The organism is Qipengyuania flava (assembly GCF_011762005.1).
Taxonomy (GTDB): Bacteria; Pseudomonadota; Alphaproteobacteria; order Sphingomonadales; family Sphingomonadaceae; genus Qipengyuania; species Qipengyuania flava.
The window spans coordinates 182,736-203,039 of record NZ_JAASQU010000001.1 but is presented as its reverse complement, the minus strand read 5'-3'; the positions used below and the strand labels follow the sequence as shown (position 1 = coordinate 203,039).

Below are 20,304 nucleotides of genomic sequence, written 5' to 3'. Positions count from 1 at the left end.
TTACCCGGCGGAAAGCTTGCTGCGCACCGCGGCAAGCGCTTCGTCGGCCTTGGCACCGTCCGGACCGCCCCCCTGGGCCATGTCCGGGCGGCCGCCGCCACCTTTCCCGCCGAGCGCTTCGACACCCACGCGGACCAGATCGACCGCACTGAACCGCTCAACAAGGTCATCGGTCACAGCCACTGCGAAAGCAGCTTTTCCGTCATTGACCGCGCAGAGCGCCGCGATCCCCGATCCGATACGGTTCTTTGCCTCGTCGAGCAGCGGACGCAGTTCTTTCGGGTTGAGGCCCTCGACCACCTGACCGGTGAATGTCACTCCCCCGATGTCTTCATCGGCCGGCCCGGCATCACCGGAGCTTCCTCCGCCCAGCGCCAGCGCGCGCTTCGCTTCGGCCAGTTCTTTTTCGAGCCGCTTGCGTTCCTCTACCAGCGCAACAACCCGCGCAGGCGCCTCGTCGGGCGAGGTTTTGAGCGTTCCGGCAATGGACCGAACCGCTTCGTCCCGTGCGACGAGCCAGTTGCGCGCCGCTTCTCCGGTCAACGCCTCGATCCGGCGTACGCCTGAACTGACCGCGCTTTCCGAAACGATCTTGAACAGGCCGATATCGCCCGTGGCTTTGACATGGGTCCCGCCACACAATTCGACCGAATAGTTGCGGCCTTCGCCGCCGCGGCGCCCCATGGACAGCACGCGAACCTCGTCGCCGTATTTCTCGCCGAACAGTGCCAGCGCACCCGCTGCGACTGCATCGTCGGGTGTCATAAGCCGTGTGCCGACCTGTTCGTTGGCACGGATTTCCTCGTTCACTTCGACCTCGACCGCCGCGATATCGTCATCGCTGAGCGGCTTGGGATGCGAGAAATCGAAGCGGAAGCGGTCTTCGGAAACCAGCGACCCCTTCTGCGTGACATGATCGCCCAAGCGATTGCGCAGCGCCGCGTGGACAAGGTGCGTCGCCGAATGGTTCGCCCGGATCCGGTCGCGCCGTTCGGCATCGACTTCCAGATGGACCGCGTCGCCGACCTTGATCGAACCGCCGCCAATCCTGCCGACATGCGTGTGCAGACGGCCCAGCGGCTTGTTGGTGGTTTCAACCGCGAATTCGAACCCTTCGGGCGTCCATATGCGCCCGGCGTCCCCGGTCTGGCCGCCGCTTTCGCCGTAGAACGGCGTCTGGTTGGTCAGGACGACCACCTCGTCACCGGCCCCGGCCGACTGGACCTGAGCGCCGTCCTTGACGATCGCAACCACTTCGGCTTCGCCGGTGGTCGAGCTGTAGCCAGTGAACTCGGTCGATCCCTGCGCATCGGCGATATCGAACCAGACCTCTTCGCTGGCCGACTGGCCCGAACCCTTCCACGCCGCACGGGCAGCCGCCTTCTGCTGCTCCATTGCCGCGTCGAATCCATCCTTGTCGACGGTGATGCCGCGGCTGCGCAGCGCATCCTCGGTCAGATCGTAGGGGAAGCCATAGGTATCGTAGAGCTTGAACGCGGTCTGCCCGTCCAGCGTCCCGCCCTCGCCCATCGTGCCGGTTGCCTCGTCGAGCAGCTTGAGACCCTTGTCGAGCGTGCGGCGGAACTGCGTTTCCTCGCGTTCGAGCACCTCTTCGATCAGCGCCTGCCCGCGTTGCAGTTCGGGATAGGCCTGGCCCATCTCGGTAACCAGTGCGGGGACGAGACGGTGCATCAGCGGCTCGCTCGCGCCGAGGAGGTGTGCATGCCGCATGGCGCGACGCATGATGCGCCGCAGGACATAGCCGCGGCCTTCGTTCGACGGCAGGACGCCGTCGGCCATCAGGAAGCTTGTCGAGCGCAAATGGTCGGCGATAACGCGGTGGCTGGCGGTGCTGTCACCTTCCGCCTTCACTCCGGTCAGCCCCTCGCTCGCCGCGATCAGGTTCCTGAAGGTGTCGGTGTCGTAATTGTCGTGCACGCCCTGCATCACCGCAGCGATGCGTTCGATCCCCATACCCGTATCGATGCTCGGCTTGGGCAGGTCGTCGACGATTTCATCGGCTTCCTGCGTGAACTGCATGAATACGAGGTTCCAGATCTCGACAAAGCGGTCGCCATCTTCCTCAGGCGAACCCGGAGGGCCTCCCCAGATATGGTCGCCATGATCGTAGAAGATTTCCGAACACGGGCCGCAGGGACCGTCCGAGCCCATGGCCCAGAAATTGTCCTTGGTCGGGATGCGAATGATGCGCTCGTCGGCGAAACCGGTGAGCTTTTTCCAGAGATCGAAAGTTTCGTCGTCGGTATGATAAACGGTGACCAGCAGGCGATCCTTGTCGAGGCCCCATTCCTTCGTCAGGAGTGTCCAGGCATGCAGGATGGCCTGCTCCTTGAAGTAATCGCCGAAGCTGAAATTGCCGAGCATTTCGAAGAAGGTGTGGTGGCGCGCGGTGTAGCCGACATTGTCGAGATCGTTGTGCTTGCCCCCGGCGCGCACGCATTTCTGCGCACTCGTCGCACGCGGCGCGGGCGGGGTTTCGAGACCCGTGAACGAGTTCTTGAACGGCACCATGCCGGCGTTGACGAACATCAGCGTGGGATCGCTGAAAGGCACGAGCGGCGCGCTGGCAACTTCCGCATGTTCGTGACGGGCGAAATAGTCGAGAAAACTGCGGCGGATGTCGTTGGTCGAAGTCATGATCGGGCAGTTAGGCAATCGGCGCGCGGGCGACAAGCGCGAATGCCCGGTCAGACTGTGCGGGACGCGCGATCAGGCGGGCGCGCGGGCCGTGACGATCCAGCAAGCGGCGGGCAGGCTGACCTCCCCGTCGCGGTGATGACCTTCGAGCAGCGCCCCGAGCCGCTCGAGCATTGCATCTTTCGTGGATGATTCAAGTGCTGCGGCGGCGCGCGCGATCGGCCCGATACGCTGGAAATAGGATAGCGCCTCGGCAACTGCATCACCGCCCTGCCCCGCAACCATTCCATAATCCACTGCTTCGAAAGCGATATCGGTCCACCCGGCCTGCGCCAGCAGGTGCGTGACCCGTTCCTGCCGACCGAAGGCAAAGGGACCGGGCGCATCGGGGTCGGGAAAGGTATCCCCGTTCGAGGGTACGACAGATGCCAGTTCGCGTGCCCATCCATTGTCCCCCCGTTCACGAAAACAGGAAAATACGAGCCGCGCGCCAGCGGATGACTGCGCACGGATATGGGCAAAGGCAGCGGCCGGATCGGCGAAGAACATCACCCCGTGACGCGAAACGAGAAGATCCGGTTTCTCGGCCTCGCCTGCCATCCAACTCGCAGCGTCCGCCAGTTCGAATCGCAAATTCGGCAGGTCGCTTGAGCGAGCCCGCGCGACATCAAGCAAGTCGTCGCTGATATCGACGCCGAGTACGCGCGACGAAGGCGCGCCACTCGCTAGATCGACGCTGATTTCACCCGCGCCGCATCCGATGTCGAGCGCCTGCGCGAAAGGCGCAGCCCGCGCCACTCGAAGCAGGCGTTCGGTAACCGGCCCGAAACTGCGATCGGTGCGCCGCCATTCGTCGGCCCAGACATTGCCGACCTTGCCCGTCCATTCGGATTGATCGGTCATCGCCTGTCAGACCTGATAGTAGTCGCGATACCAGGCGACGAACCGTCGCACGCCTTCGCGAATGTCGGTTTCGGGGACATAGCCGGTTAGTGCGCGCAGCAACTCCGCATCGGCCCAGGTAGCCGGAACGTCGCCTGGCTGCATCGGCATGAGGTTGCGCTTCGCCTCCATGCCCAGCGCGTCCTCGATCGCTGCGATCATATCGCCCAATTGGACGGGTTTGGAATTGCCGATGTTGACCACGCGCCACGGGGCCACAGGCGAAAGGCTGTCACCTTCGGCGATGTCTTCCGCACTTTCCGGTCGGATAGGTGCGGCGTCTATCAAACGACGGATGGCTTCCACCAGATCCTCGACATAAGTGAAGTCGCGCATCATCTCGCCGTGATTGTAGACGTCGATCGCCTCGCCGGCGAGCATGGCGCGAGTAAACTTGAACAGCGCCATATCGGGCCGCCCCCACGGACCATAGACGGTAAAGAACCGAAACATGGTGACCGGCAGATCGAACAGATGAGCGTAGGAATGCGCCATCGCCTCGGTCGCCTTCTTCGTCGCGGCGTAGAAGGACATCTGGTGATCTGCTTTCATCGTTTCGCGATATGGCATCTCGGTATTTGCGCCGTAAGCGGACGATGTGGAGGCGAGCAACATATGCTGCGGCGGATGGGCACGCGCAGCCTCGAGCAGTTCGAACGTGCCGACAAGGTTGCTTTCGAGATAGCTACGCGGATTGTCGATCGAGTAGCGTACACCCGCCTGCGCCGCGAGATGGACGACGATGTCGGGCCGGTGTTCGGCGAACAGATCGGCCAGCAGGCCAGGCGTTTCGATCGGCTCGTTGACGGCTGAGAAACCGGCATTCTGAAGCAGGTTCGCCTGGCGGCGGCGCTTGAGGTTCGGGTCGTAATAGTCCGAGAGCGAGTCGACGCCGATCACGCGGAAGCCATCCGCGAGAAGCCGCTGGCCGAGGTAATATCCGATGAAACCCGCCGAACCGGAGATCAGCGCCGTTCGTTGCTGGGTCATCAGTCGGCGCCGAACAGATCGCGCGTGAAGACCTTGTCGCTCACGTCCTTCAGCGCGTCATCGAGACGGTTGGCGACGATGACGTCGGACTCGGCCTTGAAGGCTTCCAGATCGCGCTCTACCCGGCTGCCGAAGAAGCTCTCTTCCTCCATCACGGGCTCGTAGACGATCACCTCGATGCCCTTTGCCTTGACCCGCTTCATGATGCCCTGGATCGAAGACTGGCGGAAATTGTCGGACCCCGCCTTCATCACGAGCCGGTAGATGCCGACCGTCTGGGGTTGCTTGTCGACGATACGATCGGCGAGGAAATCCTTGCGCGTCCGATTTGCGTCCACGATCGCGCGGATGAGGTTCTGTGGCACCTCGGAGTAATTGGCCAGCAACTGCTTGGTGTCCTTGGGCAGGCAGTAACCGCCATAACCGAAGGAGGGGTTGTTGTAGTGCCCACCGATCCGCGGGTCGAGGCCAACTCCCTCGATAATCTGCCGCGTATCGAGACCGCGCGACAGCGCATAGCTGTCGAGTTCGTTGAAGAAGGCGACACGCATCGCGAGATAGGTATTCGCGAACAGCTTGATGGCTTCTGCTTCTTCGGCATCGGTGAGGAGAACCGACACGTCGTCTTCAAGCGCTGGCTGGAGCAACAGATCGGCGAATTTCTGCGCACGCTCCGACCGTTCGCCGACGATGATCCGCGAGGGATGCAGATTGTCGTAGAGCGCCTTGCCCTCGCGCAGGAATTCGGGGCTGAAGATGATGCGATCGCTGGCGAACCGTTCGCGAGCCTCGGCAACGTAGCCAACCGGCACAGTCGATTTGATAACGATTACCGTCTGTTCATTAGCGGCGAGCACCTGCTCGATGACGGCATCCACCGCCGATGTGTCGAAGAAATTGCTCTCGACATCGTAATTGGTCGGCACGGCAACGATGGCGAAATCGGCCCCATCGATTGCCGCGCTCATATCGGTCGTGAAGCTGAGGTCGAGATCGTCGCGTAGGAGATATTGCTCGACCAGATCGTCCTGGATCGGAGATTGCCGGCGCGAGAGCATCTCTACGCGCTCGGCTGCGATATCGCAGCCGATGACCGTGTTGTGCTGCGCGAGCATGATCGCATTGGAAAGGCCAACATAACCAAGCCCGAAAACGGCTATCTTCATCGAATGTCCCGTCAAGAAAGTGCCGTCGCCTCCAGCGGCAACGCGCCGCCTTCTGTGGGGATGCGCTGGCGAATGCAACCCCCTGCCCCGATGGGTTCTACCACACGAAATAGGGCCCGCCACGCTCGCGAGCGCGTTGCCACGCGGGACGCGCGTGAATCGCCTCGACGAAGCAGGCGAGCTTGGGTGCGCGCTCGGCATATCCCTGCATGACCGCGATCTCGGCGGGGAAGCTCATCATCACGTCGGCTGCGCTCCAGTCGTTGCCCACGAAATGCAGCTCGTCCGATATGTTCTGCTCAGCGAAATCGACGTGCGCAGCCATTTGCTCGTCCACGCGCGGCATGAGCGGAGCAGCCGCTTCGCCAAGCCGACCGGCGTAGATCTTGAGCATCACCGGAACGAAGAAGCTGCTTTCCCCGAACTGCATCCATTCGAGATGCCGGATGTGCTCTTCGCCATCCGGAGCGGGCAACCAGTTCTCGCCCCCGTGACGTTCGCACAAATACTGGATGATTGCGCCGCTTTCGGAAATCATCAGCCCGTCGTCCTCGATAACCGGCGACTTGCCCAGCGGATGAACCTGCTTGAGTTCGGCCGGAGCGAGGTTGGTTTCGGCATCGCGCTGGTAGGTGACAAGCTCGTAGTCGGCCCCCAGCTCTTCGAGCAACCAGAGTATGCGCTGTGAACGGCTGTTGTTGAGGTGGTGAACGGTCACGGTCATGGCTGCACTCTCCCTGGGCGATTCGCGCGGACACTAGAGGCGCGCTCGCTCGCTTGCCATGGGGTACGCAAACGAAAAGCCGGTGCGGCCCAAGCTGGCGCGCACCGGCTTTCCGTTCGTTCGGGAGCACCGGGGGACAGTCCGGTTCGAACGCCATCCCGGAGTGAGGGAGATGGCGCGCTCCCGCTTGAAGAGAACTCAGTCCTCGTCCGCGTCCGGACCGGTCATCATCTCTTCGGCGACCTCGTCGGTTCGGCCGCGGATGGCGGCTTCCAACTTGGCACACATCTCGGTGTTTTCGGTAAGGAACTTCTTCGCATTCTCGCGGCCCTGGCCGATGCGGACACTGTCGTAGCTGAACCAGCTGCCCGATTTCTCGACCACGCCGGCCTTCACGCCGAGGTCGAGGATCTCGCCGATCTTGGAAATGCCCTGACCATACATGATGTCGAATTCGACCTGCTTGAACGGCGGTGCGACCTTGTTCTTGACCACTTTGACGCGGGTCGAATTGCCGATCACCTCGTCGCGATCCTTGATCTGGCCGGTGCGCCGGATGTCGAGCCGGACCGAGGCGTAGAATTTGAGCGCATTGCCGCCGGTCGTGGTTTCGGGGTTACCGTACATCACGCCGATCTTCATGCGCAGCTGGTTGATGAAGATCACCATGCACTTGGAGCGGTTGATCGAACCGGTCAGCTTGCGCAGCGACTGGCTCATCAGACGGGCCTGGAGGCCGACATGGCTATCGCCCATTTCGCCTTCGATCTCGGCACGCGGCACGAGCGCCGCGACCGAATCGACCACGAGGACGTCGATTGCATTGGAGCGGACCAGCGTATCGGTGATCTCGAGCGCCTGTTCGCCCGTGTCGGGTTGCGAGACGATCAGTTCGTCGATGTCGACGCCCAGCTTGCGCGCATAGACCGGATCGAGCGCATGTTCGGCGTCGACGAAAGCCACGGTGCCACCGGCTTTCTGCGCTTCGGCCAGCACGTGCAGCGCAAGCGTGGTCTTGCCCGAACTCTCGGGGCCGTACACCTCGATCACGCGGCCCTTGGGCAGACCGCCCACGCCGAGCGCGATGTCGAGGCCGAGCGATCCGGTGGAGATCGCCTCCACCTGCATCGTTTCCTTCTGGCCCAGCTTCATCGCCGAACCCTTGCCGAATGCGCGATCGATCTGCGCAAGCGCGGCGTCCAATGCCTTCTGGCGGTCTGCGTCCACTTTCTTGTCCTCTACGAGCTTCAGACTTGCCGCCATGACATTACCTCCTGCGCTTGGCCAGAGCCGCCCTGCGACTCTTCAACTGGCACAGTATGTATCGGCTTTGTTCCACAAGAACAAGTAGGGAACGAAATTTTTTCGCGAGGCGCGCGAATGGCTTCATCCGCCCTCACCGAACGCGCCTCTCTCAGCTGCGCTGCAAGCCCAGAACCTCGGAAACCTTCGCGTTGATCTGCTGCACGCTGAACGGCTTGGGGATGAAATGCATGTCCTCGATATCGATGTCGTTGCGCAGCTGTTCTTCCGCATAGCCCGACATGAACAGGATCGGGATGTCCGGTTTAACCTTGCGGATCGCGCGCGCCATCGCGGGTCCGTCCATCGTCGGCATAACGACGTCGGACACGATCAGGTCGAATTCGGTATCGCCATTGGCGATCGCGGCCAACCCTTCTTCGCCATCTGCGGCGGTGGTCACGGTGTAGCCTGCGCGAACGAGCGCCCTTTCCGCCACTGCGCGAACCATGTCTTCGTCCTCGACCAGCAGCAGGGTGCCCCCGGCGGACCATTCGGTCGCCTTGGTTTCCTCCACTTCTTCGCTTCGCATGTTGGCGGGCAACACGCCCTTGTTGACCGGCAAGTACATGGTGAAGCGGGCACCGATTGGCGCGCCATCTGGGCCTTGCACATTGTCGGCGAAAATGAAGCCATTCGACTGCTTGACGATCCCGTAGACGGTCGACAGGCCGAGGCCGGTGCCTTTCCCCTGTTCCTTGGTGGTGAAGAAGGGCTCGAAGATCTTGTTGAGGTGTTCCTCCGGAATTCCTCCACCCGTGTCCTGGACGATCAGCACGGTGTAATCGTCCGCAGGCATGATATCGATGCCCATCTTGCGCACGTCGCGTGCCGAAACCCGCCGCGTGGCGAGCGTCAGCCGGCCCTTCCAATCCTGCTTCCCACGCTTCGTCGCATGCGCCTGCATCGCATCGCGCGCATTCACCGCGAGATTGATGATGACCTGCTCGAGCTGCTGCGGGTCGGCGCGGACCGGACCGAGTTCGCGGTCGTGACGGACGGAGAATTCGATTTTCTCGCCCATCAGCCGCTTGAGCAGCTGGCTGACTTCGCTGACCACGTCGGGTAATTGCAGCACCACGGGCCGCAAGGTCTGCTGGCGGCTGAAGGCAAGCAGTTGCCGGGTCAGGCTGGCGGCGCGGTTCGAGTTCGCCTTGATCTGCTGGATGTCGTCGTAGTCGCTGTCGCCCGGGGTATGACGGAGCAGCATCAGATCGCAATAGCCTATGATCGCGGTCAGCACGTTGTTGAAGTCATGCGCAACGCCGCCGGCAAGCTGGCCGACCGCCTGCATCTTGGTCGCCTGCGCCACCTGGCGCCGCAGGCGCTTTTCTTCCGAAGAGTCGGAGATCGACAGCAGAACTGCCGCATCGCCCAGCCCACGCACACCGGCGAGACCGATCGAGACGGGCTCTTCCTTGTCGTTGGCCAAGCGTACCGCCATGTCCCCGCTCGCGGTCGCGCCCTTGGCGAAACGCCGCACGGTATCGGCCATGGCGGCCTTGTCTTCGCGGACCACCAGGTCGCTGGGGAACTGCGGAAGCCCCCTGTCGACCCGCTCGACCGCGCGCAGGAAGGCCTTGTTGGCGAACAGGAAGCGACCATCGCGATCGGTCAGCGCAAGCCCCAGCGGCAGCGCAGAGAGGAGTGCCTCGAGTTGCGGGATCGCGGCCTTGCCGCTGCCTTCCCAGCCGCCACCGATCCCCACCGAACTGTCGACCAGCAACATTAGCGAAGGCGCCTGATCGGCATCGCTTACACGGTTGCTCGAGGGCGCATCCAGCGGGATATGGACCAGCGTCTGCGGCGAGCCCTGCTGGCCTTCGCGCGCGAAGAATATGCGGTCGCGATCATCGGAGCGCAGCAATTGCACGAATTCGTGCCCGGCGAGCGAGTTCTCGCGATTGCCCGTCGCGCGCTCGGCCAGGCCCGGCGTAGTGGTAAGCACAATCCCCTGTGGTGCCACCAGTGCGAATTCGATGCCCGCACGCGAGAGAATGTCTCCGAATACGCCGCCAAGCTGCTTGGACAGCGCGTCGTAGCTGCTTTCCTCGCGAACCTGGGCGAAGCGCCACAGGAGATAGGCCTCGCCGCGACCGCTGCGGTCGATCTCCAGACGATACCGCGTCTCGGACCCCGTCAGGCGTAGATCGTCGATTCTGGCAGACCCATCTCGCCAGGCGCTCCGCGCAGCAGCGTTGACCGCCTCTAGCGATGCCGGTTCGAACGGCAATTCGTAAGGCGCTGCATCGCCTTCGAACCACTGCTCATAGGTGGAATTGGCGCACACCATGCGGTTGGCGCGATCTATGATCGCGACCGCGCGACCGCGGTTTTCCATGGCCGCGCTGGTGAGCGACCAATCGGCCTGATAGGCCTGGGTCTCGGCCGGTTCGGTCTTCAGCCGTGCCGCGAGCAGCAGCATGAGCAGGACCACCACCAGCGTCCCCCCATAAGCTAGCGCGACCGTGGTCTGTTCGGATACGAGCCAGACCAGCGCAATCGAAACCGCTGCGCCGCCCGCCACTCCCAGCATCAGCGGGAGAGGAGGCAGAAAGCCGATGGGGTTTTCGTCCTGAGCGATCATGAACGCGCATCCGGATCAGATAGCCGTTCGGTTTGCGTGGTTCCCAGCCGCAGCCGCTTCTTGCGCTTGCGGGCGACGACGAAGCGCCACACCACGCTGGCGACAAGATAGCCGAGCGAAGCCCCCACGATAGCGAGCACGATGAAGCCGAAAATGGTCACCAGCACGGTAACGCCGACACCTTCGAACATTTCGATGAACCACGCCCAGCGTCCACTGGCGATCTCTTCCTGCGCTGCGCCGCCGGTGGCAGCGAGATCGACCTTGAGGATGAAGGCGCCGAGCTTGTTCGCCACCAGCGCCCAGAAGGGGAAGGTGAACGGATTGGTGATGAAAGTGACCAGCGCGGACAGCGGAACGTTCGCGCGCGCGGGCAAGGCCATGAAGGCCGCCAGGAAAATCTGCCCCACAGGGATGATGAAGCCCGCGAACACGCCCAGCGCTACTCCGCGCGGTACGCTACGCCGGGTGAAACGCCAGAGTTCGGGGGTCAGGAACCGATGGGCGATCGGGCGCAAATACTTGTTCTGCGCCATTTGCTCGCGCGTCGGCATGCGCAAGCGGATCCAGTCCGCCAGTGCCGTTTTCGATCTCCGCTCGCTCATTGCCACGACCTCGCCATGCGCCGCCTCTCTGACGAGTGCAAGTGGGGGAAGATAGCGGCTTGCGACGAATGCGGCATGGCTGTCGATATGGTTACCATGCCGGATCGTTGAAAGGGCCGTGAGCGCCGCCTAGCCACGTTCGCGCATCAGTCGCGCCTTGTCGCGCTTCCAGTCGCGTTCCTTGATCGACTGGCGCTTGTCATGCGCCTGCTTGCCCTTGGCCAGCGCAAGCTCGACCTTCGCCCGGCCGGTACTGTTAAAATAGATCGACAGCGGAACCAGCGTCATGCCCTTGCGCTCCACCGCGCCGAACAGCTTTTCGATCTCGCGCTCGTGGAGCAGCAGCTTGCGCGGCCGACGCGGCTCGTGGTTGAGCCGGTTGCCATGCGAATATTCGGGTATATTGGCATTGACCAGCCAGACCTGCCCGTCGCGCACCTCGGCGTAGCTCTCCTTGATGCTCGCCTCGCCCGCCCGCAGCGCTTTCACTTCGGTACCCTGCAGGGCGAGACCCGCCTCGAAGGTTTCCTCGACATGATAGTCGTACCGCACGCGCCGGTTGTCGGCGACGGTCTTCTGCTTGTCGAAAGTGGCGGGTTTGGGACGGGCCATAAGGCGGGCGCATGTAGGCGAGGCGGCGGCGCTTGGAAAGGGGAGGCGCGATTTCTCTTGCCAAGCCCGCCCCTCGCGTGGCGATAGCCCCGCATGGACGAGCACACCCTGGCAGAGCCCTTCACCATCCACGATACCACGCTGGCGCCGGGAAGCGCGGCAACCGTCGCGATCCCGGTAAGCCAGCAGGTCACCGGGCTCAATTCGGCGCTGGCACTGCGTGTATTGCACGGTCGCAAGCCCGGACCCTGCGTCTTCGTGAGCGCCGCGATCCACGGCGATGAGATCGTCGGCACCGCCGTCATCCAGCGTCTGCTCGAACGGCTGACCCCCGACGATCTGGAGGGTACGATCATTTTCGCACCCGCAGTCAACATTTACGGCTTCGTCGCGCATAGCCGGTATCTGCCCGACCGGCGCGATCTCAACCGCAGCTTCCCCGGTTACGAAAACGGCAGTCTCGCCGCGCAACTGGCGCACTGTTTCCTGAACCATGTCATCGACCGCTGCACTCTCGGCATCGATATCCACACGGCGGCGGTGCATCGCTACAATCTGCCGCAGATCCGCATAGCCGCCGGCAGCCCCTATCTGTCCGAACTCGCCATGTCTTTCGGCGCACCGATCATAATCGAAAGCCCGCTACGTCCGGGCTCGATGCGCGCACTGGCTGCCGACCGCGAAACGCCCATGCTGTTGCTGGAAGCGGGCGAAGCGCTTCGGTTCGACCGGTTCTCGATCGGCGTCGGCGTAGCGGGCGTGCTGCGCGTCCTCGCGCATATCGGGATGATTGCCGCGGACGATGGGCTCGACGAGGTCGAGGTGCCGCTGCGCTCGAACCGATCGAGCTGGGTGCGCGCGCCGCGGGGCGGCGTCTCGCGGCGTATCCGCAAATCGGGCGACGTGGTCCGCAAAGGCGACCTGCTCGCCCAGGTCGGTGGCCTGTTCGGCGAAGACCCCGAAGCGTTGGTGAGCCCGCTGGATGGAGTCATCATCGGGCATGCCACATTGCCCATCGTCAACCAGGGCGATGCGCTGTTCCATATCGCCGAGGTCGAGGCACTCGATCATGCTGGCGAGCACGCCGACAGCATCGTCGAGGCGCTGGCGGTCAGCGATCCACCCTTCCCCGCCGCGCCGCTGCTCGACGAGGACGAGGTGCTCTAGTCATGCACCATGCGCTCGCACCCGGTCAGATCAGACCGGCATGTGCCAGCGCTTCGTCCACCGCCTTGCGGCTGGCTTCGCTCGCATTGACCAGCGGCAGGCGAACATCGGGCGAGAACCAGTCGTGCACGCGGCTGAGCGCGTATTTCGCCGGTGCCGGGCTGGCATCGGAGAACATCGCGTAATGCAGCGGGAACAGCCGGTCGTTAAGCTCGCGCGCCTTGACCAGCTCGTTGGCTGCGATCGCATCGTGGAATTCGGCGCACAGCGCGGGCGCGACATTGGCAGTGACCGAGATGCAACCCGCCCCGCCCGCGGCCGAGTGCGGCAGCCACAACTCATCATTGCCCGACAACTGACAGAACTCGTGATCGAGCCCCATGCGGTGGTCCGCGACGCGCGACAGATCGCCGCTGGCATCCTTGATGGCGACGATCCGATCGGGATGCTTGCGCACCAGTTCGACCACCGTCTCATCCTCGATGTCGGTGACCGTGCGCCCCGGCACGTTGTATAGCACGATCGGCAGGTCGCTGTTTTCCGCGAGGTAGCTGAAATGCGCGATCAGCCCGGCCTGGCTGGGCCGATTGTAATAGGGCGCGACACACAGCCCCGCGGCGGCCCCGGCCTTCTTCGAGAACTGCATGTGCAGCAGCGCATTGCGCGTATCGTTCGAACCGCACCCCGCGATCACCGGCACGCGGCCCGCCGCCTGTTCTATGCAGACCTCGATGACGCGGTGATGCTCGGCGTTCGAGAGCGTCGAAGCCTCGCCGGTCGTGCCACAAGGCACCAGGGCCTTGCTCCCGTTCTCGATCTGCCAGTCGACAAGTTTGCGAAAAGCGACCTCATCGAACGATCCGTCGCGAAAAGGAGTCGCCAGGGCTGGTATCGAGCCTGAGAACATTTACCGAAGTCCTGCATTAGGGATATGAAACACAGCGATTTTTGCCGCATTCGCGCCGCAAATCATTCAGCGCCTGATAAGGAGGGGCCGGGCACGATGTCCAGCATGGGACGACAAACAATTTTCTCACTCGCATTGATGGCCGGTTCCGCGCTGGCCTTCCCCACCGTTGCGCAAGCGCAGGACGGGGCTCGCAGCAGCCTCGTCGCGCAGCAACCCGCCCGCATGGACCAGGTTGTCGGGCAATGGGAATATCTGACCCAGCGCGACGATCTCCCGTTCGCTTCCTATGCGAATTTCCTGACCAGCTATCCCGATTTTCCCAAGCACGAACTGCTCCAGCGCCGGGCCGAGGCCGCGCTCGACCGCGACGCCCCATCGCCGCAGGATCTGGTGGCTTTCTTCGATCGCCACCCGCCGCTGACGAATAGCGGGCGGGCACGCTATGCACTTGCGCTTGCCTCGCTGGACCGTCCGCAGGCGCTCGCAACCGCACGCGAAGCGTGGCGCGGCGGCACCATGAGCGGTCCGGCGGAACTCTACATGCAGGGTCTGTTCGGCAGCCGTTTCGCTCCCGAAGATCACGATGCGCGCATGGATGCGCTGCTGTGGCAGGGCAATTACGAAGCCGCCTCGCGGCACGTGACACGGGTTTCGCCCGCCTATCGCCCTACTGCGCAGGCAAGGCTTGCCCTGGTTCAGGGCACCACACCCCAGCGCGCCGGGGTCCCGGTGCCGGCCGACGCGATGAGCGATGCAGGCTATGTCTACAATCTCACCCGTTATTTCCGCACCTCCGGCCAGCCCTACGAGGCAGTAAACCTGCTTTCCGCACGCGCAGCGTTTGCAGCCCCCGCGTTCGACGGCACGCAGTTCATCAGCGAAGCGCTTGCCGTCGCCAAAGGTGCGGGTGCCACGCAGGCGGTCAGCATCGCCTCGAAGGTCGACGATGTCTTCGCCCCGGGCACGGACATTTCGGACGGCTCTTTCACTTTGCGCGACAAATACACTGACCTGATGTGGCTGGGCGGCACCAAGGCGCTGTGGTCACTGGGTGATGGTACGCAGGCCGCGCCGTTGTTCTATCGTTACGGTACCGCCGCGAAGACGCCGCTGACGCGCTCGAAAGGCTTTTACTGGGCCGGTCGCGCGGCGGCGCGTGCGGGCAACAGCACCGAAGCGCAGCGTTATTGGGAGATGGCTGCCGAATATCCCGATTGGTATTATGGCCAGCTCGCGCTGAACGAACTCGGGCGCCCGATGCCGCAATTCGCCGCCCTGCCAGCGCCCGACGCGGCGCAACGGGCGGCATTCGAAGCCGACCCGCTGACCGGCGCCTTGCGCGCGATTGCGGGCAATCGCCGCGACTGGCGCACCGAGCGTGCCTTCTTCGAAGCGATCGCCGACAAGGCCGACACGCCCGAACAGATGGCGCTGGTCGGCCAACTGGCGCGCGACACCGGGCTCGACGAACTGGCGGTCGTCGCCGGTCTCGTCGCCGGGGAACACGGTCTCGAAGGCTTCGAACGGCTTGGCTATCCCACCGTGGAGACGCATCCCGGGGCGAATTGGACCATGGTCCACGCCATCGCCCGGCAGGAGAGCGAGTTCGACCGCAACCGTGTCAGCCATGCCGGCGCGCGCGGGATGATGCAGTTGATGCCCGGGACCGCTCGTGAAGAGGCAGGGAAGATCGGCGTGCAATATATGTCGGCCAATCTGACCGCGAGCCCGAGTTACAACATCCGCCTCGGCGATGCGCATTTCGCGCGTCTCATGGATCGTTATGGCGGCGCCTATCCGCTGGCGATCGCAGCGTATAACGCGGGACCGGGCCGGGTGAACGAATGGCTCCGCTTGAACGGGGACCCGCGGACCGGTGCGGTCGACTGGGTTACCTGGATCGAGCAGATCCCCTCGAACTTTGAAACCCGCTATTACGTGATGCGTGTGATCGGAAACGCGGTCAGCTATGCCAACATGCATCCCGACAAATCGAACGGGTATGAACGCAACGTCACCAATTACCTGCCACGCTGATCTGGGTTAGGGGCCACGGCTCCATGACGCCCAAATCGAATCCCGTCACGCCGTCCGGCTATGCCGCGATGAAGGCGCGCTACGACCACTTGCTTGGTACCGAGCGCCCCGAGATCGTGGAAATCGTCAGCTGGGCGGCGGGGAACGGTGACCGCAGCGAGAATGGCGATTACCTCTACGGGCGCAAGCGCATGCGCGAGATTGATCGCGAACTCGCGCATCTATCACGGCGCATGAAATCTGCGCGCGTCATCGATCCCGCCGACCAGCCCGACAAGTCTCGCGCCTTCTTCGGCGCCACGGTGACGCTTGCAGACGAGGACGATGAGGAACGCACAGTGACGCTGGTGGGCGACGACGAGCAGGATGCCAGCGCCGGACGGATCGGCTGGTCTTCCCCGCTTGCCCGCGCGCTGAAGGGCGCAGCGATCGGGGACCTGCGCAGCGTGCGCTTGCCCGGAGGACTGAAGGAATGGGAAGTAATCGCCATCGCCTATCCGCAGAGTTCCGGATCCGCCGGGGCCTAGCTAAACGGTGCCTGCGCGAATAAGTCTGTCTGCGATGCACGCGCCAACTCTTCTTGGAAAACTGGGTCCCTTCGCAATGGCCGCGATCACCTGCGCAATGCTGGCCGCGCCGACTGCAGCCAAAGATAGTCTCGGCGTGTTCTCTAACTGGGGCGCGTTTCGCGATGCCTCGGTGCCGCGCTGCTATGCGATTGCCATGCCTGCCCCCAGCCGCCTGCAGCGCGATTTCGAACCTTTCGCGACCATCGGCACCTGGCCGCGGCGCAAACTTCGCGGGCAGGTGCATTTCAGGCTCTCGCGGCAAGTCCGCGATGGGGCCGCAATCACCCTGTCGGTCGGCGGGAAGAGCTTTCGGCTTACCGGCGGGGGCGGGGATGCCTGGGCCAGGGACCGTACCATGGACGCCGCGATCGTCGCAGCCATGCGGTCCGCCAGTCGCATGGTTATACGCGCAACCGATACGCGCGGGAGGCGGTTCTCCAATACCTATTCGCTCGCCGGAGCGGCGACCGCCATGGATGCGGCCACGCTTGCCTGTTCGCGCCGGTGAAATGAAAAGGCCGGGAAGCGCGTAACGCTCCCCGGCCCTCGATCAGCTTAACCGGTGTCGCTTAGAAGCGGACACCCACACCGGCCATGATCTGGTGACGATCGAGATCGACGTCGAAACGGTCGCTGTCGGGCAAGTCGCCGTCGAAGTCGACTTCACCTTCACTGTAGTTCGAATAACGATATTCGACATTCATGAAGGTGCGCGGGTTGATGGCATATTCGATGCCGGCACCGGCGCGCCAGCCGTCGAGATCGAAGTCCTCGTTATATTCGGTCGTGCCGTCGTTCGACAGGATGTTGAGCTTGGCGTTGGTGTAGCCGCCCTTGGCGTAGAGCAGCAGGTCGGGTGCGACCTTGGCACCGACGCGCGCGCCGAGGAACAAGTCGCGGCCCGCGTCAACCTGGCCGAAGCCGAAGCCTTCGAAATCGCCATTGGTGAATTCGGTCTCTGCGCTCGAATCGGTCAGTTCCGCCTCGAGACCGACGACTGCTCCGCCGAGATCGAAGTCGTAACCGGCTTGGATGCCGTAGACGGCCCCATCAATCGACTGGTCGTTGTCTTCGTTGACATCGTCATCGACGCTGCTGCCCGCCTTGAGGGCGTCGTAGCCGAGCACACCCTGAACGCGGAAGCCGTCGAAATTGCTGCTGCTGTCCTGCGCCATGGCAGGAGCCGAGAATGCAGCCAGCGAACCGGCGACGAGAAGGGTCGAGATCTTTTTCATTTGCGAACTCCGTTTGGTTGACCCGCAGCTTTTGCGCTGCGTGGACCCGGAGAACGTCGCGGAAGCTGAAACAGTTTCATTAACCTGTCACAACAGGAAATTGTTGCATTTTGAACACATGTTGCGCGACGAGCCGGTTCTCCTACCGGTCCGGTCGTGCCGACTGCTTGGATCTTCGATAATCACACCCAGAACGGGGAACGTACCGGACGCAGCCACGTTCGCGCATCCCGCGCGGGCGGGTGCATCCTTTGCTTTCAACCGATTTGGCCCTATATGCGCCGCTCCCATGGCCGATACGACACTCATGAGCATCCCCGGGCAGGTTGACCCGGTTCCCGTCGCGCGCGACATCACTCCGCGGGCTGATGGCCGCATCGATCTGATCGGCCTGCCCAAGGACCGGATTCGCGAACTTTTCGCCGAGGCGGGCCTCGACGCGAAGCAGGCCAAACTTCGTGCCAAGCAGGTGTTCCACTGGCTCTACCACCGCGGGGTGACCGATTTCGCGGCGATGACGGATATCGCCAAGACCATGCGTCCCTGGCTGGCGGAGCGCTTCTACATCGGTCGCCCCGATGTCGTGGAAGCGCAGCATTCGACCGATGGCACGCGCAAATGGCTGCTGCGCACTTCGGACGGCCACGAGTTCGAAATGGTCTTCATTCCCGATGCCGATCGCGGGACACTTTGCGTATCGAGCCAGGTCGGCTGCACGCTCAACTGCCGCTTCTGCCACACCGGCACGATGAAGCTGGTGCGCAATTTGACCCCGGGTGAAATCGTCGGCCAAGTGCTGCTGGCGCGCGACTCGCTGGGTGAGTGGCCCAAGGGCTCGATGGCCGGCCTCGACGAGGTTGAAGACAGCGCCGAATACACTTCGGACGGGCGCCTGCTCACCAATATCGTGATGATGGGCATGGGCGAACCGCTCTACAATTTCGACAATGTCAAAGGCGCCTTGAAGCTGGTGATGGATGGCGACGGGCTTGCCCTGTCGAAGCGCCGCATCACGCTGTCGACCAGCGGCGTGGTCCCGGCCATGGCGCGCTGCGGCGAGGAGATCGGCGTAAACCTTGCGGTTTCGCTCCATGCGGTAACCAAGGAAATTCGCGACGAGATCGTCCCGCTCAACAAGAAGTACGGGATCGAAGAACTGCTGCAGGCCTGCGCCGACTATCCCGGGGCGAGCAATGCGCGGCGGATCACTTTCGAATACGTCATGCTCAAGGACAAGAACGACAGCGACGAGCATGCACACGAGTTGGTCCGGCTGCTCAAGCAGTACGACCTGCCCGCCAAAGTGAACCTCATCCCGTTCAACCCGTGGCCGGGCGCAGCCTATGAATGCTCCACCCCCGAGCGCGTCAAGCGGTTCTCCGAGATCGTTTTCGAACACGGGATCAGCGCGCCGGTACGCACTCCGCGCGGACGCGACATCGACGCGGCCTGCGGCCAGTTGAAAACCGCTGCGGAAAAGAAGAGCCGCGCGCAGCGCGACCGTGAGGCCGCCGCAGCCGAAGCGACCGAAGCGGCCGCCGGATGAGCGCCGATGCGGCGACGATCGCTTACTACCAAGCGAACGCGCCGCATTACACGCTGAGCTTCGGGCAGGCCCCCAGCCGCCATCTCGATGCCTTTCTTGACCGGCTTGGACCCGGTGCATGCGTGCTCGAACTGGGATGCGGTGCCGGCCGCGATTCCGCACGCATCGCCGAACGGGGTTTCACGCTCGACGCCACCGACGGGACCCCGGCCATGGTGCGCAAGGCCAACGAACGCTTCGGCATAGCTGCGCGGGTCATGCGGTTCGACGAACTGGACGCCAAAGAAACCTACGACGCGGTCTGGGCACATGCCTGCCTGCTTCATGTCGCGCGCGCCGACCTCCCCGGCGTGCTAGCGTCTGTCCATGCGGCGTTGCGTGCCAACGGCAGGCATTTCGCCAATTACAAGCTCGGCAGTGCGGAGGGCCGCGATCCGCTGGGCCGGCTGACCAACCTGCCCGACGAGGAATGGCTCGAACACACCTATCGCGCGGCGGGCTTCGCAATCCTTGCCACGCAACGCTATCGCGGGAAAGGCGCGGACGGCGTCCAGCGAGACTGGTACGCGCTCACCCTGCGCAAGGAGGCAGCATGAAAACCCAGGTCAGCGCGCTGTGCGCCGGATTGCCCAAACCCTTCAATGGCGCCGAAATGAGCGCAATCGACAAACGCCCCCTTCCCGGTCCCGCGGCCATCCGTAGCTTCGGTATCGAAGGCGACATGGTTGCGGACACCGTCCATCACGGTGGCCCGGATATGGCGGTACACCATTATCCGCGTGATCATTACGCAGGTTGGGACGCCTGGCTCGGCGGGCACGACATGCTTGAGCGACCCGCAGCCTTCGGCGAGAACATTGTCGCACAAGGCATGACCGAAAGCGACGTCTGTATCGGCGATCGCTTCCGGCTGGGCAGCGCGCTGCTCGAGATCAGCCAGCCGCGCAAACCGTGCTGGAAGATCGAACACCATTTCGGGCGCAAGGGCATGGTCGCGCGGATAATCAAGCAGCACAATTGCGGCTGGTATTATCGCGTTGTGGAGGAAGGCGGGGCGCAGGCAGGCGACAGCCTCGAACGGGTCGAAGTCGGACACGAAGGCTGGAGCGTGGCACGCGTCTTTGCCGCTCTCTACGATCCCGCGCACAAGCCTGCTCCCGCGCAATTGCGCGAACTGGTCGCGCTCGAAAAATTGTCCGGCCCATTGCGTGACAAGCTCGCGGCGCGGCTCGAAACCTAACATTTCGTCGCATG

18 protein-coding genes are annotated in these 20,304 nt (G+C 63.3%); 7 read left to right on the top strand and 11 right to left on the bottom strand.

Annotation, left to right across the window (positions count from 1 at the left end; all coding sequences use genetic code 11):
* The 9 genes from alaS to smpB all read right to left on the bottom strand — a co-directional run bounded on the left by alaS (position 1) and on the right by smpB (position 11,586).
* Positions 1-2,658: an alanine--tRNA ligase gene (gene alaS, locus FHS69_RS01030; RefSeq protein WP_166775850.1), complete on the bottom strand. Its 2,658-nt coding sequence runs from the start codon at positions 2,656-2,658 to the stop codon at positions 1-3.
* A 72-nt stretch (positions 2,659-2,730) separates the two neighbouring features.
* Positions 2,731-3,561: a class I SAM-dependent methyltransferase gene (locus FHS69_RS01025; protein WP_166775848.1), complete on the bottom strand. Its 831-nt coding sequence runs from the start codon at positions 3,559-3,561 to the stop codon at positions 2,731-2,733.
* Positions 3,562-3,567: 6 nt separating this feature from the next.
* Complete coding sequence (locus FHS69_RS01020) at positions 3,568-4,590, bottom strand: NAD-dependent epimerase/dehydratase family protein (RefSeq protein ID WP_166775846.1); 1,023 nt, start codon at positions 4,588-4,590, stop codon at positions 3,568-3,570.
* A complete protein-coding gene (locus FHS69_RS01015; RefSeq protein ID WP_166775844.1) occupies positions 4,590-5,756 on the bottom strand; it encodes a nucleotide sugar dehydrogenase in 1,167 nt (388 codons plus the stop codon). The genes FHS69_RS01020 and FHS69_RS01015 overlap by 1 nt, the downstream gene beginning before the upstream one ends.
* 97 nt (positions 5,757-5,853) lie before the next feature.
* Positions 5,854-6,480: a glutathione S-transferase family protein gene (locus FHS69_RS01010; protein WP_166775842.1), complete on the bottom strand. Its 627-nt coding sequence runs from the start codon at positions 6,478-6,480 to the stop codon at positions 5,854-5,856.
* Positions 6,481-6,678: 198 nt separating this feature from the next.
* Positions 6,679-7,743, bottom strand: coding sequence for a recombinase RecA (gene recA, locus FHS69_RS01005; RefSeq protein ID WP_067464566.1), 1,065 nt, complete (start codon positions 7,741-7,743; stop codon positions 6,679-6,681).
* Between the two features lie 151 nt (positions 7,744-7,894).
* A complete protein-coding gene (locus tag FHS69_RS01000) occupies positions 7,895-10,369 on the bottom strand; it encodes a hybrid sensor histidine kinase/response regulator (protein ID WP_166775840.1) in 2,475 nt (824 codons plus the stop codon).
* Positions 10,366-10,974: a DUF2062 domain-containing protein gene (locus FHS69_RS00995; protein ID WP_067503450.1), complete on the bottom strand. Its 609-nt coding sequence runs from the start codon at positions 10,972-10,974 to the stop codon at positions 10,366-10,368. Before FHS69_RS00995 ends, FHS69_RS01000 begins: the two co-directional genes overlap by 4 nt.
* A 129-nt stretch (positions 10,975-11,103) precedes the next feature.
* Positions 11,104-11,586 carry an SsrA-binding protein SmpB gene (gene smpB / locus FHS69_RS00990; RefSeq protein ID WP_067464579.1) on the bottom strand — a complete coding sequence of 161 codons (483 nt, stop codon included), beginning with the start codon at positions 11,584-11,586 and terminating at the stop codon, positions 11,104-11,106.
* Positions 11,587-11,679: 93 nt separating this feature from the next.
* Here smpB and FHS69_RS00985 point away from each other — a divergent pair, with 93 nt between their 5' ends.
* Positions 11,680-12,753 (top strand): succinylglutamate desuccinylase/aspartoacylase family protein, encoded by a 1,074-nt coding sequence (locus tag FHS69_RS00985; protein WP_166775838.1) that lies wholly within the window; start codon positions 11,680-11,682, stop codon positions 12,751-12,753.
* A gap of 25 nt (positions 12,754-12,778) precedes the next feature.
* Here FHS69_RS00985 and dapA read toward each other — a convergent pair whose 3' ends face one another.
* A complete protein-coding gene (dapA, locus tag FHS69_RS00980; RefSeq protein ID WP_166775836.1) occupies positions 12,779-13,660 on the bottom strand; it encodes a 4-hydroxy-tetrahydrodipicolinate synthase in 882 nt (293 codons plus the stop codon).
* 138 nt (positions 13,661-13,798) lie between these two features.
* On the opposite strand from dapA, the gene FHS69_RS00975 reads away from it, so the two are divergent.
* From FHS69_RS00975 to FHS69_RS00965, 3 genes are all read left to right on the top strand, one after another.
* Positions 13,799-15,700 (top strand): lytic transglycosylase domain-containing protein, encoded by a 1,902-nt coding sequence (locus tag FHS69_RS00975; RefSeq protein ID WP_166775834.1) that lies wholly within the window; start codon positions 13,799-13,801, stop codon positions 15,698-15,700.
* 23 nt (positions 15,701-15,723) lie between these two features.
* Entirely contained in the window at positions 15,724-16,227 is a 504-nt protein-coding gene (locus FHS69_RS00970) for a GreA/GreB family elongation factor (RefSeq protein WP_067464590.1), read from the top strand.
* Positions 16,228-16,303: 76 nt separating this feature from the next.
* Positions 16,304-16,777: an invasion associated locus B family protein gene (locus FHS69_RS00965; RefSeq protein ID WP_166775832.1), complete on the top strand. Its 474-nt coding sequence runs from the start codon at positions 16,304-16,306 to the stop codon at positions 16,775-16,777.
* Between the two features lie 61 nt (positions 16,778-16,838).
* Here the strand turns inward: FHS69_RS00965 and FHS69_RS00960 are convergent, their stop codons facing one another.
* Entirely contained in the window at positions 16,839-17,504 is a 666-nt protein-coding gene (locus FHS69_RS00960; RefSeq protein ID WP_166775830.1) for an outer membrane protein, read from the bottom strand.
* Between the two features lie 289 nt (positions 17,505-17,793).
* Here FHS69_RS00960 and rlmN point away from each other — a divergent pair, with 289 nt between their 5' ends.
* Genes rlmN through FHS69_RS00945 form a run of 3 tightly spaced genes read left to right on the top strand, consistent with a single transcriptional unit; the run spans position 17,794 to position 20,290 of the window.
* Complete coding sequence (gene rlmN, locus FHS69_RS00955; protein ID WP_067464601.1) at positions 17,794-19,050, top strand: dual-specificity RNA methyltransferase RlmN; 1,257 nt, start codon at positions 17,794-17,796, stop codon at positions 19,048-19,050.
* On the top strand, positions 19,047-19,646 hold the full coding sequence (locus FHS69_RS00950; protein WP_166775828.1) for a class I SAM-dependent methyltransferase: 600 nt from the start codon (positions 19,047-19,049) through the stop codon (positions 19,644-19,646). Before rlmN ends, FHS69_RS00950 begins: the two co-directional genes overlap by 4 nt.
* Positions 19,643-20,290, top strand: coding sequence for an MOSC domain-containing protein (locus FHS69_RS00945; protein ID WP_166775826.1), 648 nt, complete (start codon positions 19,643-19,645; stop codon positions 20,288-20,290). Before FHS69_RS00950 ends, FHS69_RS00945 begins: the two co-directional genes overlap by 4 nt.
* The last annotated feature ends 14 nt before the right edge of the window (positions 20,291-20,304 follow it).

Excerpts from the sequence above, each read along its gene's own strand:
- alaS (WP_166775850.1), bottom strand. The coding sequence starts at position 2,658 with ATGACTTCGACCAACGACATCCGCCGCAGTTTTCTCGACTATTTCGCC.
- FHS69_RS01025 (WP_166775848.1), bottom strand. The coding sequence starts at position 3,561 with ATGACCGATCAATCCGAATGGACGGGCAAGGTCGGCAATGTCTGGGCC.
- FHS69_RS01020 (WP_166775846.1), bottom strand. The coding sequence starts at position 4,590 with ATGACCCAGCAACGAACGGCGCTGATCTCCGGTTCGGCGGGTTTCATC.
- FHS69_RS01015 (WP_166775844.1), bottom strand. The coding sequence starts at position 5,756 with ATGAAGATAGCCGTTTTCGGGCTTGGTTATGTTGGCCTTTCCAATGCG.
- FHS69_RS01010 (WP_166775842.1), bottom strand. The coding sequence starts at position 6,480 with ATGACCGTGACCGTTCACCACCTCAACAACAGCCGTTCACAGCGCATA.
- recA (WP_067464566.1), bottom strand. The coding sequence starts at position 7,743 with ATGGCGGCAAGTCTGAAGCTCGTAGAGGACAAGAAAGTGGACGCAGAC.
- FHS69_RS01000 (WP_166775840.1), bottom strand. The coding sequence starts at position 10,369 with ATGATCGCTCAGGACGAAAACCCCATCGGCTTTCTGCCTCCTCTCCCG.
- FHS69_RS00995 (WP_067503450.1), bottom strand. The coding sequence starts at position 10,974 with ATGAGCGAGCGGAGATCGAAAACGGCACTGGCGGACTGGATCCGCTTG.
- smpB (WP_067464579.1), bottom strand. The coding sequence starts at position 11,586 with ATGGCCCGTCCCAAACCCGCCACTTTCGACAAGCAGAAGACCGTCGCC.
- FHS69_RS00985 (WP_166775838.1), top strand. The coding sequence starts at position 11,680 with ATGGACGAGCACACCCTGGCAGAGCCCTTCACCATCCACGATACCACG.
- dapA (WP_166775836.1), bottom strand. The coding sequence starts at position 13,660 with ATGTTCTCAGGCTCGATACCAGCCCTGGCGACTCCTTTTCGCGACGGA.
- FHS69_RS00975 (WP_166775834.1), top strand. The coding sequence starts at position 13,799 with ATGGCCGGTTCCGCGCTGGCCTTCCCCACCGTTGCGCAAGCGCAGGAC.
- FHS69_RS00970 (WP_067464590.1), top strand. The coding sequence starts at position 15,724 with ATGACGCCCAAATCGAATCCCGTCACGCCGTCCGGCTATGCCGCGATG.
- FHS69_RS00965 (WP_166775832.1), top strand. The coding sequence starts at position 16,304 with ATGGCCGCGATCACCTGCGCAATGCTGGCCGCGCCGACTGCAGCCAAA.
- FHS69_RS00960 (WP_166775830.1), bottom strand. The coding sequence starts at position 17,504 with ATGAAAAAGATCTCGACCCTTCTCGTCGCCGGTTCGCTGGCTGCATTC.
- rlmN (WP_067464601.1), top strand. The coding sequence starts at position 17,794 with ATGGCCGATACGACACTCATGAGCATCCCCGGGCAGGTTGACCCGGTT.
- FHS69_RS00950 (WP_166775828.1), top strand. The coding sequence starts at position 19,047 with ATGAGCGCCGATGCGGCGACGATCGCTTACTACCAAGCGAACGCGCCG.
- FHS69_RS00945 (WP_166775826.1), top strand. The coding sequence starts at position 19,643 with ATGAAAACCCAGGTCAGCGCGCTGTGCGCCGGATTGCCCAAACCCTTC.